The organism is Acinetobacter sp. ANC 3882, assembly GCF_022549545.1.
Lineage (GTDB): Bacteria > Pseudomonadota > Gammaproteobacteria > Pseudomonadales > Moraxellaceae > Acinetobacter.
In genome coordinates, this window is record NZ_JAKZGB010000014.1 from 17,212 (window position 1) to 30,670 (window position 13,459).

The following is a 13,459-nucleotide window of genomic DNA, read 5'->3' on the forward strand; positions in this document are numbered from 1 at the left end:
CTAAATGGGACGTCATTGAGATGATCGGGCTGTACTCCATGGAGTGCAGCTTTTTTATCAATATTTCAGAAGGTTGAATAATAAAAATAAGACTGAGCATGATTCAGATTTTCACTGCATGGCAAAGTTGCTACAGTGAAATAATGAAAAAGAGAGGTGATGGATATGTCCTCACAACAACGTAATTATGATCGTATTGCTCAGGCAATTGCTTATATCCAGCAGAATTTTCAGCAACAACCGCAACTGGATGAAGTCGCAGCACATATTCATTTAAGTCCAGCACATTTTCAGCGCTTATTTACTGAGTGGGTCGGCACCAGTCCCAAAAAGTTTTTGCAGTATATAAGTATTGAACATGCCAAGCAGATTTTGAAACAAGAGCAGGGCAGTATTTTCGATGCAACCTTTGCCACAGGACTGTCCAGCACCAGTCGCTTACATGATCTGTTTATTCAGATTGAAGGCATGACTCCTGCCGAATATAAACATGGTGGGCAGAGTCTCACGATTCATTATCAATTTGCAGAAACTTTATTTGGTGAGGTGTTGATTGCATCGACCCATAAAGGAATCTGTGCATTAAGTTTTGTCGAGAATCGAACTGATGCCTTCGCTCAGTTAAAAGCACAATTTCCGCAAGCGGTATTTATTGAGCAGGCTGATATTTTTCAGCAAAGTGCCTTGGCTTTGTTTCAGAAGGATCAACAACAGTTAGATGAAATTAAACTGCATTTAAAAGGCACAGAATTTCAACTCAAGGTTTGGCAAAGCTTACTTAAAATCCCAATGGGGCAGTTGGCGACTTATGGAGATTTGGCGAAGGCCATTGATCATCCGAAAGCAGCACGTGCTGTAGGTACAGCCATTGGCAGTAACCCTGTGGCATTTTTGATCCCATGTCATCGTGTCATTCAGTCTACGGGTGCATTGGGTGGATACGAATGGGGGACTATTCGCAAAACAGCATTGATCGGTTGGGAAGGTGTGCAAACACATGCAGCAATTTGAACCAGCTCAAATCCAAGCGGTGATTGATCAGATACAAGCAACTGATTGGGATGACATCACTGAACAGCTACATCAGCATGGTTTTGCCAAAATTGAAAAGGTTTTATCGCAACAGCAATGTGAACTGCTTAAACACGCATATTCACAAGCTGTGCTTTATCGTAAAACAGTCGAGATGCAGCGTTATCGTTTTGGTCGAGGTGAATACAAATATTTTAACTACCCTTTGCCCAATTTGATTGAACGGATACGCCATGAAATCTATCCCTATTTGGTTCCGATTGCCAATGCATGGTTTCGGGTACTCAAGTTAGAACGCGTATTTCCTTCTTCACATCCTGAATTTTTACAGCAGTGCCAACAACATGGACAGATGCTCGCAACACCACTGATCTTGAAATATGGGCAGGGCGGATTTAATACGCTGCATCAGGACTTATATGGTGAGGTTTATTTCCCATTACAGTTGGTGATTGTGCTGAGTCAGCCAAATATTGATTTTACTGGTGGAGAGCTGGTCTTTACTCAACAAAACCCAAGAGCACAGTCTAAGGCAGTGGTGATTCAGCCGCTACAAGGCGATATGTTGATTTTCACCACCCAATTTAAACCTGAAAAAGGCAGTCAGGGCTATTATCGGGTCAATATCAAGCATGGTGTGAGTCCAATTCACCAAGGCGAACGCTATAGTCTCGGCATTATTTTCCATGATGCTGTGAGTTAGACCATGTGGCAGCATAGCGAATTAGAGCAGATAGTGTTACATCAGAAATTGAAAGACGGCGAGATTCTGTTTGCAGGAAATAGCCAGCTTAACATTTATGGCAGATTGACCTGTGGTTCTGGGAAGCGCATGCTAAAAAAGAATCGGGTATTTTTTCTGAATGAAAATGAGGCGATTACGCAAGGTTATCGGCCTTGCGGACATTGTATGAAGCAAGCCTATAAGAAGTGGAAAGATGCAACTATTTGATATTGAAGCTGATCCAAACCACAATCATTTACCTTATGATGGGACAGTACAGTACTATGGCAAGGTCGTAGACACAGCTAAAGCCGATCATTATTTTTATCAGCTGTTACATAGCATTGCATGGGAAAATGATCAGGCTCTCATTTTTGGGCGCTTGCTCACTACTAAGCGTAAAGTGGCTTGGTATGGCGATCGCCGCTTTGAATATACCTATTCCAATATGAATAAATATGCTTTGCCGTGGACCAAGGAATTGCTTGAATTAAAACAACTGGTTGAACAACTGACAGGTGAAACCTTCAACTCATGCTTACTGAATCTTTATCATAGCGGTGATGAAGGAATGGCATGGCATAGTGATGGTGAAACCGATCTCAAAAAAGATGGTGCGATTGCCTCTTTAAGCTTTGGTGCAGAGCGTAAATTTGCTTTTAAACATAAGCAGAGCAAAGAAAAAATAGAATTGTATTTAGAGCATGGCAGTTTGCTGGTGATGAAAGACACCACACAAACTTACTGGTTACATCGATTACCGCCGACCAAGAAAGTCAATACTGCACGGGTGAATCTGACCTTTAGGACCATTGTTAAATAATGATTTGTCGCGAATCTTAAACATAGTGATAGAGCTCAACATTAGAAAATGTTGCATTAAATGCTTCAATCAGACGATCGATCTGTTCAGCATGGTCGGGAACCAGCATCCAATAAGGATTTTCATTCGAGATCAACAACAGCGCTAGACCATGTTGCTCCGCAACCGCATAGATATTGTCAAATAAAATGGCATAGATATGTTCAGCAAAATCAATCTCATTTTGCTCATCCGCTGTTGTATCGGTATATTCTGCAAAGAGTTGTTCAACTTCTGCTTCAATCTGGTTATTCAGTTGTTCGATATCAGCTTGAGCTTGTTGTAATTGATAACACTTGTCCGTGCCATTATCGTAATATTCTTTTAACTCAACATATTGGATATTTGAGTGCAAGGTATTGGACCAATTCATAAATTGATAAAAGTTGTGTGGATGAGTGGGCTCAGGAACTTGGACAAGTTCAGGAAAGACCTGATGGCAAAGCTGATAAAGTGCCGTGGTCATGGCTGATTCTCTTTTTATTGATATTATTTTTATTATTATAAAAAACCACAGCAGATGCTGTGGTTTTTTTGCTTCTCGAAACAAGCGTTATGCTTGACCTTGAGCGTCTGCATCAGTTTGTAAGCGTTGCATGTTTGCTTCAAACTCAGCATCAAAGTTGATTGGTGTAAGCAACAATTGCGGGAAGCTGCCTTTAGTAACCAAATCATTTACCGCTTCACGTAAGAACGGGAACAAGATATTTGGGCAATATGCACCCAAGATGTATGGAAGACGATCTTCTTCTACACCATCAACCAAGAAGATACCTGATTGAGTGACATCAACGATGAATGCAGTTTCATTTTCGTTGTTGGCTTGAACCACAACTTTCAAAGACACTTCGTAGTGAGTTGCATCAATTTTTTCTGCAGCAGAAGATAAATTGATGTTCAACTCTGGTTGCCATTGCTTAGTAAAAACTTGTGCACCAGGAACTTCAAAAGAGATGTCTTTGGTATAGATACGTTCTAACGCGAGTTGTGGCTGAACTTGTTCTTCGCTCATTGTTTTTCCTTAAATCTTGGATTTAGATGTTGTTAAGCTAATAATTGGTCGAGTTTGCCTTCACGCTCTAAAGCATAAAGTTGATCAAAACCGCCAATGAATTGGTCTTTGATAAAAATTTGCGGCACAGTACGATGATTGGTACGTTGCATTAACTCAAGACGAACTTCTGGTGCTTCATTGGAAAGATTAATTTCTTTATAAGCAACGCCTTTGCGCTCAAGTAATTGTTTTGCACGTACGCAATATGGGCAAGAAAGCGTTGAATAAATGGTGACGTTTTGAGTAGTCATTTTATCTCTCCTTAAGCTTTGGTTTTGCTTTTCACTAAAGGTAAGCCTTGAGCCTTCCAATTGCTAATACCGCCGTCTAAGCGGTAGCTGTCGGTATGACCAACTTTTTGCAATGCTGAGCCTGCAACTTGCCCTAAGTTACAAATAAAGACCAGTGGACGATCACTTGCTTTTAATTCATCTAAATGACTGGTGATTTGGCTATACGGAATGTTACGACTGCCGCTGATGTGACCATCACGGAAATCTTTTCCATCACGTAAATCGATCAAAATAGCATTTTTTGCCTTGACCAAAATACCTAGAGATTGTGGTGAAATTTTACGACCGTTGCGTTGTCCTTCTAAAACAAAGAACAGCACGATTAACACGCCGAGCGCACCAAATAAGAAGGGGTGATTCCCCATAAACTCTAACCAGCGTTCCACAAGTCACCTAAAGTTAAAATCAAAATTGATCCTGAGTATAACTTATCTCAATGGTGATCAAAAACTTTAGTTCAAGGGCAAATGGCGAAGAAAATTAACTTTTTTGCTGCGCTTCTTGAATTTCATCGAGCAGTCGTAAATAACTGTCGAGGCGACGCGGTAAAATTTCACCTGCATCAACCGCTTGTTTCAGCGCACAATTTTTCTCATGCGTGTGGGTGCAGTTACGGAACTGGCATAGTCCCAAATGTGCTTCAATCTCTGGAAAACCTGTGCGGACCTTTTCTAAACTCAAATGCCATAGGCCGAATTCACGGATTCCAGGAGAGTCAATTAACGCACCGTTTGTTCCAAATTTAATCAAACGTGTTGAGGTTGTGGTGTGCTGTCCGAGTGCAGAGTTCTCAGAAATGATATTGGTTTTCTGTGCTGCATCAGGAACGATGGTATTAATCAGTGAGCTTTTTCCAACCCCAGATTGCCCAACAAAGGCAACGGTTTCATTATCAATGCGATTTGAAAGCGCAGATAAGTCACCTTGTGAATGGCAAATCAAGGTTTCATAGCCTAGAGATTCATATTCACTGAGTAAGGTAAGAATCGGATCATTTTCAGTGAGCAAGTCGGATTTATTCAGTACCAATAACGCTGGAATATTGGCATCGGCACAGGCCACTAAATAGCGGTCAATCAATGTGGGTGCAGGTTCTGGTAAAGGCGCGAACACAATCACAATCAGACTGATATTGGCTGCCACAGGCTTCACTTTGTGATAGCGATCGGGGCGGGTCAGTAACGATTGTCTAGGGTAAATTGCGGTGATGATCCCTAAACCTGTAATTGGATCTGCTTGCCATTTCACCCGATCACCAGTCACCAACAGTTCTAAGTTGGTACGGGTATGGCAACGCCAAATACTGTCGAGTTCGATTGGTTTCCAGAAAGGTTCTGGCTCACCTTCAGCCACTTGTGGTTTTTCAGGGTGCTGTTCAGGCACAGATAAGGCTTGTACTTCGAGTTGACGACCATAATGCTGAACAACCAGTCCATCTAAATCTTGCGATGTGTCAATGTCGTCTTGACGCGATTTATGCTGTTTCTCAATACGACGCTGCTGTTGTTCGGTTAAACGACGCTTACGAATTAAAGCCATTCATATCCCAAAAAATCCACACTTTGAAGACCGCAAAAATAGCACGAAGCCGCTATAGAATTACAGCCAAGATGTAATTAATTTGCTACTATTGATGTTTTTAAGCACTTTAGAATCGCCATCCATGAGTAGCACCCCTGATACACGATTAATTTGGATCGATCTGGAAATGACAGGTCTCGATACCGATAACGACAAGATTATTGAAATTGCAACAATTATTACAGATGACCATTTGAATATCTTGGCTGAAGGGCCTGTTCTAGCAGTGCATCAATCTGATTTGATTTTAAATGCGATGGATGAATGGAATACCAAGCAACATGGCCAGTCTGGTTTGGTTGAGCGTGTACGCCGTAGCAAGTTAAAGGCTGAAGATGTAGAACAGCAGACACTTGAGTTCCTGAAGAAATGGGTGAACCCAAAATCATCACCGATGTGCGGTAACTCAATTTGCCAAGACCGCCGTTTCTTGCATCGTTTGATGCCTGAGTTGGAACAATTTTTCCATTATCGTAATTTAGATGTGTCTTCGGTGAAAGAGTTAGCGAAACGTTGGAGACCTGAAATTATGAGCGGTTTAAAGAAAAATGCGTCGCATTTGGCGATGGATGATATCCGTGATTCGATTGCAGAATTGAAATACTATCGTGAATACTTTTTTATCATGAATAACGATAAGTAATCGATTATTGAATGATACATAAAAGGAGCTTAGGCTCCTTTTTAATCTGCTAAAAAAGTTTGGGCTTGATCAAAAAATCGCTTAAACTCGGCTTTTAATTGCAAACTATAAAAAAAGAGAGTCTATATGCAAAGTACCAACCCTATTTTAACACGGGTGGAAACCTATCAAGATATTGCTGAACCAATGACCATTCAAGGTGCGATTCAAAAATCTGTACTTTTAACGGTGATTGCAGCTGTTTTAGGCATGGCCTTATTTTTCTACTGTGCCATCACAGCGAATCTTTCTATTGCCTATGCTGCAACCATTATTGGTGCAGTCGGTGGTCTTATTCTTGCACTCATTACCACATTTAAATCTAATACTGCACCTGCTTTGGCCATTCCTTATGCATTATTTGAAGGCGCATTCCTTGGTGGCGTATCGTTTATTTTCCAGTTGAAATATCCAGGCGTACCTTTACAGGCATTATTGGCAACATTTGTCACCACTTTGGTTCTGTTTGCTTTATATAAATTCCAAGTGATTCGTGCGACGGAAAAATTTAAGGCTGTTGTGGTGTCTGCCACGATCGCTATTGCATTGGTGTTTGTGGTGCAAATCATTTTGCGTTTGGCTTTTGGTTCAAGCATCCCTTATATCTTTGAAAGTAACTGGTTAGGTATTGGCTTTGCTGCTTTTGTTGCTGTGATTGCGTCATTAAACCTGATTTTGGATTTTGACTTGATTGAAAATGCGGCTGCGCAACGTGCACCAAAAGCATTTGAATGGATCTGTGCCATTGCCTTATTGGCGACTTTGGTATGGATGTATTACTCATTCCTGCGTTTATTGAGTCTGCTTCGCGGCGATGATTAAGTTCTGATTTAAGTAAAAATACAAATCGTCTTCAATTGAAGGCGATTTTTTTATGCAAGATTGTAAAAAAGATGGATTATGCAATTCCGCAATGCGCTGATTATTGGCATCATGTGGTGAAAATTTTTCGAGTGAGAATAAGATGTCACAAGGACTTTTAGCTGGTAAACGTTTTTTAATTGCCGGTATTGCAAGTAAATTATCGATTGCTTTCGGTATTGCCGCTGCCTTACACCGTGAAGGTGCAGAGCTCGCGTTTACTTATCCAAATGAAAAGCTGAAAAAGCGTGTGGATGATTTTGCAGCACAGTTTGGTTCAACTTTGGTTTTTCCTTGTGATGTTGCTGTTGACGCAGAAATTGACAATGCTTTTGTTGAATTAGCAAAACACTGGGATGGTTTGGACGGTGTGGTGCATTCAATTGGATTTGCGCCTGCACATACACTTGATGGTGACTTTACTGACGTGACCGATCGTGAAGGTTTTAAAATTGCACATGACATTAGCGCGTATAGCTTTATTGCCATGGCTCGTGCGGCTAAACCATTATTACAAGTGCGCCAAGGTTGTTTGTTGACTTTGACTTATCAAGGTTCTGAGCGTGTGATGCCGAACTATAACGTGATGGGTATGGCGAAAGCATCGTTAGAAGCAGGCGTTCGTTATTTAGCATCAAGTTTGGGTGTAGATGGTATTCGTGTGAATGCGATTTCTGCGGGCCCAATCCGTACTTTGGCAGCATCAGGGATCAAGTCTTTCCGTAAAATGTTAGATGCCAATGAAAAAATCGCTCCACTTAAACGTAATGTGACCATTGAAGAAGTGGGCAATGCAGCATTGTTCCTTTGCTCACCGTGGGCTTCAGGCATCACAGGTGAAATCATGTATGTTGATGGTGGTTTTAATACTGTTGGTATGAGCCAAAGCATGATGGATGATGAATAATTAGATTGATCTAAATTCTTTAATAAAGCCGCTTTTATAGCGGCTTTATTATATTTTTAATTTACGCGAACTTTTAACTCTTCTCTCGGCCAGTCCATATGTTGTTTGTCAAAATAGTCGATATAAAACATAGATGTTTCAAAATCATTTGTATATTTATCTTTGTACAACTCTTTTATACAGCTAAAACACTCTTCGTAACTAGGTCGGCAAAGTGGTTCGACAGATAATAATCTAAGAATCAAATCTTTGAGTTTTGAGTTACTGATATCGATTATTCTTTGACCTTCCTTAGACCAGGTTTCCCAACTAGTTTTTAACTTTTTCGGGTTCTTCTTTAGAACCTGCGCTGCTGAATACCCACAAGGGTGTTTGTTGCTAAAAAGTAGACAGAGGAGTACGCCAAGTGAAAATCGATCAGGATAAAAGTCTGTTATTTCTGATTCTTTGTACTGTTCTGGTGCCTTGAATGGGAATTTCCCACCTGATTTCCCAGCAACATTATCTTTCAGGTAATAATTTGACATAGCAAAATCAGAAAGCATCATTCTATACCGATGCGATGAATCTATATGATCAGGAGGAAATCCTACGAACTTTCTAGATAAATCTTCGAATAATATATTTTGAGGGTTGAAATCTTGATGATGCTTAATAGAACTACTATTTAAATCCATCAACCCTTTAATTATTTGCAGTGAATAATTAAAAGCAGCTACTTCTGATATTTTCTCTTTAAGAAAATCTTCTAAACTACCATCACAGGCTCTCATGCATGCGTAGTACTCCCCGCAAATAAGATGAACGTAATAGATAGGAACAGTATATCTGCTGTTAATTGAGTTCCATTTTAAAACTTCTTCTTTAAAGAGAGCAAGTGAGTTTTCGCTTAACTCCTTACAGCTTTTGTAAGCTATATATTTAGGTACAGCAGCATTATTTTCTACTAAATACACTTTACCTGAATTACCTGAAAACTCATTTATGATTTTTCCTTGAAAAGCTAAGTTAAGTACTGACTTTGGAATTATCATCTGATATCACCACAAAAATATAACTACAGTTACATGGCAAATTTGCCGCATAACCAAAATGAGAATGCCATATAATCAATTTTTTACTTATCCAATGTAATTATATTTTGATCAGCATATAAAACAGTAATATTTACGTCAATATAAAAACGATGGGAAACATTATTTAATAATTTTATGATCAATTTAGTAAGTAGCAATATATCAAAAATATAAGGAATCATTTGTCATCGAATAATTTATATGCTAATTAATGCTGGTTTTTGTTTAATCGAAAATTCTAAAGAGGATGTCGATAAACATATTATTTTTTAGCTTTCGGGGTAGGTCAAAAAGCGTGAAGAAAATAGCTGTTGTTTTGGGATTAGTCACTCTTCTTTCACTTCAAGGTTGTGCCGCAGTGATGGCAAGTAATCAACCGCATAAAAAGAATATGGCGGTTTTAGAAGTGGGGAAACATCGAAATTATGTGATTTCTGAATTGGGCGCACCCGTCACTTCAGAAACTGTGAATGGCGAACGTAAAGAGATTTATACCTTCCAGCAAGGCTACTCAAAAGCAGCCAGAATCAGCCGAACGCTATGGCACACAACAGCGGATATTGCCACCATTGGTCTATGGGAAGTAATTGGCTCTCCAACCGAGATGTATTTCAATGGTCAGCAACTTTCGTATGAAGTTGTTTTTGATGATCAGGACAAGATTAAACGTATTCACCAGATCCAGAATAATCCAGATCTAGTGAAAGAATAAACGCGCAAAACAATAGCGCGAGGGCTATTGCTTCGGCAGTTCTTTAACAGGGCTTCCCCCCATGGCTTGCATTAATGTCACATACGCATTGTATTGATTCTGCTTGGTTTCAACCAAGCTGAGCCGTGCATTACGTGTGGTTTCTTGTGCATCCAGTAGGTTCTTTAAGGCAATTGCGCCATTACGATAGCGCACTTCGGTTAAACGTTCAGTTTTATCTGCCAGCTCGACATTACGTTGCTGTAACTGTACTTGCTGATTCAGTTGAGTGCGATTGGATAATGCATTTTCCACATCGGCAAAAGCTTGGTATAAGGTTTGACGATATTGAGTAATGGCTTTTTCATATTCAAGATCACTGATCTCAATATCTTTCTTCATATCATTATATTGAAGAAAAGGTAGGCTTAAGCTTGCACCTAAAGTTAAAGCAGGGTTCTTTAACAGTTGTGTTAAAGAGGTACTAGATGAACCGAGATTTCCCGTCAAATTAATCGATGGATAATAGCTGGCTTTGGTCGCATCTTTATTCGCTAAAGTCTTGCGTAGGCGTAACTCAGACGCTTGTAGGTCTGGTCGGCGCGATAAAATATCGGCAGGTAGACCTACTGCAAGACTCGGTAGGGCATTACGTGGTAACTGTGCAGGCTCTTGAATATTCAGTTGTTGTACAGGTTCGTGTAGCAATACGGCAATAGCAGTACGTGCTTCGACACGTTGTTGTTCAATCTGACTGAGGCTGGCTTTTTGGCTTTGTACCGATTGTTCCGCTTGAGTTAAATCTAAACCTGAAACCGCACCCGCTTTATATTGTGATTGCACCAAAGAATAGATTTTTTGGGTCGAAGCCAAGTTCTGCTGAATGGTTTGATAGCGTTCGTTCAGATAGCCAAGCTGCCAATACAGTTTCGCTGTGGTTCCAACCAGACTTTGTGCCGTGGCTTGCAAATCTTGTTCACTAGCCAAAGCCTCCCAGCGGCTAGCTTCAGTTTGATTGGCGAGTTTGCCAAATAGGTCAAGTTCATAGCTAACGCCAACGCTAGTCGATAAACCGCGGTCAGAGCCATCGCCTGAACGGAGGTCATAGTTATGACCTGCTGAAACACTTGAACTGGTCCGAATACCTTGTTTATTTTCAGCCAAACCTGCCTGTAAACGAGCTTGTTTAAGGGTAATCCCTGCAACACTTAAATCACTATTTTTAGCGAGAACCTGATCGACCAATTGATTCAGTTGGGCATCATTAAACAGTGTCCACCACTGATCAGTTAGATTCACATTCTTATTTTTTTGCGCATCATACTGAAACTGTTGAGGTACTTGTACTGTTGGGGCGTTATAGGGGGTTTTCACCACAGCAGAACAGCCAGCTAATGATGTGCTGAGACAAAGTGCAAGTGCGATTTTATGTTGTTTGAATAACATTGATCGTCATTCCCTTAATAATTTGAAAGAGCATGATTATCGAGACAGTGTCTTATCGAGTTCTCATCCATTTTCAGTTTAAGCCTTCGGCTCGACCTACTTTTCTTTCGGGAAAAGTAGGCAAAACCATCGTCATCCGCAAAACCTGTTCTATTTTTTCATTTATCTAACTTTTCACAGAAACAATATCTTGTTGATACCACGCAGGTTGCGGATGACATTCCCGAGTATCTTATTTCTGAGATCAATTTTTGATGGTTATTCTCTCGCTAAAGCAGCAACTGGATCGAGTTGTGCCGCATTTCGTGCTGGCAAGAAGCCAAATACAATACCAATCATGCTTGAACACACAAAGGCCGCTACGATTGATGTGGTTGAATAACTCATCTCAATGATGCCTTTGGCAAAGTGCCCAATAATTTGCCCAATCCCTAAAGAAAGCAGCACACCGAGTACACCACCCAATAAGCAGACTAAAATTGCTTCAATCAGGAATTGCTGCAAAATGTCACTTTGTCGAGCACCAACCGCCATACGTACGCCAATCTCTTGGGTTCGTTCGGTCACGGAAACCAGCATAATGTTCATTACCCCAATCCCACCAACGACCAAAGAAATCACCGCGATTGCAGAAATTAACAGGGTCATGGTTGCCGTCGTCTGTTGGATGGTTTCACGAATACTGTCGGAGTTTTGGGTAAATACGTCCTGTGCGCCGTGACGCTGTTCCAGCAAGGTGAGAATCGCATTTTCAGCGGCACTACTTGGGTATTCGTCCTTAATCCGGACAATAATGCTGCGTACATTGGATTGACCCAACATACGACTCATTACTGTGGAGTAGGGGAGATAAACATTGAGACTGTCTGAACTTCCCATAAAGCCTTGTTGGGCATCAATTACACCAATAATACGGCTGGGTACACTGCCCAATAACAATACTTGACCAACAGGATTGGTCCCATCAGCAAAGAAGGTTTTTTCAGTATTGGTATCAATCACCACATCTTGAGCGCGCTGAGTAACACTGTTTTTGTCAAAAGGCTGTCCTGATTTAAAGGTCATGCCACGGACATAGAAGAAATCTGCACTGACACCATTTACTGTTGCCGATGCTTCAGTATCTTTGTAGCGTAGCGTCACACTGGTATTGGCGGACGGACTCACCCCATCGACGTAAGGCTGTTCTGCCAATGCTTCTGCGTCAGCAGGCACCAGTGTTTTGACTTGTGAAGCACGCGAGTTATCACCAAAACCACGACCCTGATACACGGTAATGGTATTGGTACCGAGGCTACTGATATTTTCTAGAATTTGCTTCTGTGAGCCGTTCCCAAGCGCAACCACCGAGACCACGGATGCGATCCCGATAATAATCCCAAGCATGGTCAAGAAAGTCCGCATACGGTGGGCATTCATGGCAAGCAGTGCCATGCGGAATGCTTCACCGAGACGATCAAAGAAAGAACGCCAAGCCGAGGTTTTCTTTTGTGGTGTGCGTTGCAGGGTTTGATGTTCTAAATCGGAATCTGCATTTTCAGGCACGTTGGCACGGTCTGAAATAATATTACCGTCACTGATCTCGATAATACGCGTCGCATTTTTAGCAACATTGAGATCGTGGGTGACCAAAATAATGGTATGACCTTTGGCATTCAGCTCACGCAAAATACGCATGACTTCAATACCACTATTCTTATCCAATGCACCTGTTGGCTCATCGGCAAGAATCACATCACCGCCATTCATCAAGGCGCGGGCAATCGAAACACGTTGTTGCTGACCACCAGAGAGTTGGCTTGGTCGATGATGCAACCGTTCTTCTAAGCCTAGCTCAGATAACAGTTCAGCAGAGCGTTCCTGACGAATATGGCTGTCGACGCCTGCATAAATTGCTGGGACCTCAACGTTACCTGCGGCACTTAAATCTCCAAGCAAATGATAACGCTGGAAAATAAAACCAAAATATTCACGGCGTAATTGTGCCAGTTCATCAGGTTCAAGTTGTCGCGTTTCTCGACCACTGACGCGATAGCTTCCCGCGGTAGGTTTATCCAAGCAACCCAAGATGTTCATCAGGGTGGATTTACCCGAACCTGATTGACCAACAATGGCAACCAGTTCACCTGCATAAATTTTTAAATCAATCCCTTTGAGGATTTGTACAGTTCCTTCACCCGCAGGAAATTCGCGAGTGAGGTTGCTGACCTCAAGCAGTGGCTGTGATGAATGTATTTGATTTTGCGTCAT

16 protein-coding genes are annotated in these 13,459 nt (G+C 41.2%); 8 read left to right on the top strand and 8 right to left on the bottom strand.

Features of this window, described 5'->3' with window-relative positions:
- Positions 1–165 precede the first annotated feature (165 nt).
- The 4 genes from MMO42_RS17465 to MMO42_RS17480 are packed head-to-tail and all read left to right on the top strand — an operon-like array spanning position 166 to position 2,579.
- The gene (locus MMO42_RS17465; RefSeq protein ID WP_241321496.1) at positions 166–1,011 is read left to right on the top strand and encodes a methylated-DNA--[protein]-cysteine S-methyltransferase; all 846 of its coding nucleotides are present in this window, start codon (positions 166–168) and stop codon (positions 1,009–1,011) included.
- Complete coding sequence (locus MMO42_RS17470; RefSeq protein ID WP_241321497.1) at positions 998–1,735, top strand: 2OG-Fe(II) oxygenase; 738 nt, start codon at positions 998–1,000, stop codon at positions 1,733–1,735. The genes MMO42_RS17465 and MMO42_RS17470 overlap by 14 nt, the downstream gene beginning before the upstream one ends.
- A 3-nt stretch (positions 1,736–1,738) precedes the next feature.
- A complete protein-coding gene (locus MMO42_RS17475; protein WP_241321498.1) occupies positions 1,739–1,984 on the top strand; it encodes an Ada metal-binding domain-containing protein in 246 nt (81 codons plus the stop codon).
- Positions 1,971–2,579 carry an alpha-ketoglutarate-dependent dioxygenase AlkB gene (locus MMO42_RS17480; protein WP_241321499.1) on the top strand — a complete coding sequence of 203 codons (609 nt, stop codon included), beginning with the start codon at positions 1,971–1,973 and terminating at the stop codon, positions 2,577–2,579. The genes MMO42_RS17475 and MMO42_RS17480 overlap by 14 nt, the downstream gene beginning before the upstream one ends.
- A 16-nt stretch (positions 2,580–2,595) precedes the next feature.
- Here MMO42_RS17480 and MMO42_RS17485 read toward each other — a convergent pair whose 3' ends face one another.
- From MMO42_RS17485 to rsgA, 5 genes are all read right to left on the bottom strand, one after another.
- Positions 2,596–3,084, bottom strand: coding sequence for a hypothetical protein (locus MMO42_RS17485; RefSeq protein ID WP_241321500.1), 489 nt, complete (start codon positions 3,082–3,084; stop codon positions 2,596–2,598).
- A gap of 87 nt (positions 3,085–3,171) precedes the next feature.
- Entirely contained in the window at positions 3,172–3,630 is a 459-nt protein-coding gene (gene secB, locus MMO42_RS17490) for a protein-export chaperone SecB (protein WP_005146893.1), read from the bottom strand.
- Between the two features lie 32 nt (positions 3,631–3,662).
- Positions 3,663–3,923 (bottom strand): glutaredoxin 3, encoded by a 261-nt coding sequence (gene grxC, locus MMO42_RS17495; protein ID WP_004804307.1) that lies wholly within the window; start codon positions 3,921–3,923, stop codon positions 3,663–3,665.
- 11 nt (positions 3,924–3,934) lie between these two features.
- Positions 3,935–4,351 (bottom strand): rhodanese-like domain-containing protein, encoded by a 417-nt coding sequence (locus tag MMO42_RS17500; protein WP_241321501.1) that lies wholly within the window; start codon positions 4,349–4,351, stop codon positions 3,935–3,937.
- Between the two features lie 94 nt (positions 4,352–4,445).
- The gene (gene rsgA, locus MMO42_RS17505) at positions 4,446–5,504 is read right to left on the bottom strand and encodes a ribosome small subunit-dependent GTPase A (protein ID WP_005291677.1); all 1,059 of its coding nucleotides are present in this window, start codon (positions 5,502–5,504) and stop codon (positions 4,446–4,448) included.
- Between the two features lie 124 nt (positions 5,505–5,628).
- On the opposite strand from rsgA, the gene orn reads away from it, so the two are divergent.
- From orn to MMO42_RS17520, 3 genes are all read left to right on the top strand, one after another.
- A complete protein-coding gene (gene orn / locus MMO42_RS17510; protein ID WP_005291678.1) occupies positions 5,629–6,189 on the top strand; it encodes an oligoribonuclease in 561 nt (186 codons plus the stop codon).
- Positions 6,190–6,315: 126 nt separating this feature from the next.
- Entirely contained in the window at positions 6,316–7,050 is a 735-nt protein-coding gene (locus tag MMO42_RS17515) for a Bax inhibitor-1/YccA family protein (RefSeq protein WP_005291679.1), read from the top strand.
- A gap of 142 nt (positions 7,051–7,192) precedes the next feature.
- Entirely contained in the window at positions 7,193–7,996 is an 804-nt protein-coding gene (locus MMO42_RS17520) for an enoyl-ACP reductase (protein WP_241321502.1), read from the top strand.
- Positions 7,997–8,052: 56 nt separating this feature from the next.
- Here the strand turns inward: MMO42_RS17520 and MMO42_RS17525 are convergent, their stop codons facing one another.
- Positions 8,053–9,030 (bottom strand): hypothetical protein, encoded by a 978-nt coding sequence (locus MMO42_RS17525; protein ID WP_241321503.1) that lies wholly within the window; start codon positions 9,028–9,030, stop codon positions 8,053–8,055.
- Positions 9,031–9,367: 337 nt separating this feature from the next.
- Here MMO42_RS17525 and MMO42_RS17530 point away from each other — a divergent pair, with 337 nt between their 5' ends.
- A complete protein-coding gene (locus MMO42_RS17530; RefSeq protein WP_005291683.1) occupies positions 9,368–9,784 on the top strand; it encodes a hypothetical protein in 417 nt (138 codons plus the stop codon).
- A 24-nt stretch (positions 9,785–9,808) separates the two neighbouring features.
- Here the strand turns inward: MMO42_RS17530 and MMO42_RS17535 are convergent, their stop codons facing one another.
- Positions 9,809–11,209 (bottom strand): efflux transporter outer membrane subunit, encoded by a 1,401-nt coding sequence (locus MMO42_RS17535; RefSeq protein ID WP_241321504.1) that lies wholly within the window; start codon positions 11,207–11,209, stop codon positions 9,809–9,811.
- Between the two features lie 258 nt (positions 11,210–11,467).
- Positions 11,468–13,459 carry a MacB family efflux pump subunit gene (locus MMO42_RS17540; protein WP_241321505.1) on the bottom strand — a complete coding sequence of 664 codons (1,992 nt, stop codon included), beginning with the start codon at positions 13,457–13,459 and terminating at the stop codon, positions 11,468–11,470.

What these genes read in the sequence shown, in the direction of transcription:
- secB (WP_005146893.1), bottom strand. Translation starts at nt 3,630, where the DNA reads ATGAGCGAAGAACAAGTTCAGCCACAACTCGCGTTAGAACGTATCTAT.
- MMO42_RS17535 (WP_241321504.1), bottom strand. Translation starts at nt 11,209, where the DNA reads ATGTTATTCAAACAACATAAAATCGCACTTGCACTTTGTCTCAGCACA.
- MMO42_RS17480 (WP_241321499.1), top strand. Translation starts at nt 1,971, where the DNA reads ATGCAACTATTTGATATTGAAGCTGATCCAAACCACAATCATTTACCT.
- orn (WP_005291678.1), top strand. Translation starts at nt 5,629, where the DNA reads ATGAGTAGCACCCCTGATACACGATTAATTTGGATCGATCTGGAAATG.
- MMO42_RS17515 (WP_005291679.1), top strand. Translation starts at nt 6,316, where the DNA reads ATGCAAAGTACCAACCCTATTTTAACACGGGTGGAAACCTATCAAGAT.
- MMO42_RS17520 (WP_241321502.1), top strand. Translation starts at nt 7,193, where the DNA reads ATGTCACAAGGACTTTTAGCTGGTAAACGTTTTTTAATTGCCGGTATT.
- MMO42_RS17540 (WP_241321505.1), bottom strand. Translation starts at nt 13,459, where the DNA reads ATGACGCAAAATCAAATACATTCATCACAGCCACTGCTTGAGGTCAGC.
- MMO42_RS17470 (WP_241321497.1), top strand. Translation starts at nt 998, where the DNA reads ATGCAGCAATTTGAACCAGCTCAAATCCAAGCGGTGATTGATCAGATA.
- MMO42_RS17465 (WP_241321496.1), top strand. Translation starts at nt 166, where the DNA reads ATGTCCTCACAACAACGTAATTATGATCGTATTGCTCAGGCAATTGCT.
- grxC (WP_004804307.1), bottom strand. Translation starts at nt 3,923, where the DNA reads ATGACTACTCAAAACGTCACCATTTATTCAACGCTTTCTTGCCCATAT.
- rsgA (WP_005291677.1), bottom strand. Translation starts at nt 5,504, where the DNA reads ATGGCTTTAATTCGTAAGCGTCGTTTAACCGAACAACAGCAGCGTCGT.
- MMO42_RS17475 (WP_241321498.1), top strand. Translation starts at nt 1,739, where the DNA reads ATGTGGCAGCATAGCGAATTAGAGCAGATAGTGTTACATCAGAAATTG.
- MMO42_RS17525 (WP_241321503.1), bottom strand. Translation starts at nt 9,030, where the DNA reads ATGATAATTCCAAAGTCAGTACTTAACTTAGCTTTTCAAGGAAAAATC.
- MMO42_RS17485 (WP_241321500.1), bottom strand. Translation starts at nt 3,084, where the DNA reads ATGACCACGGCACTTTATCAGCTTTGCCATCAGGTCTTTCCTGAACTT.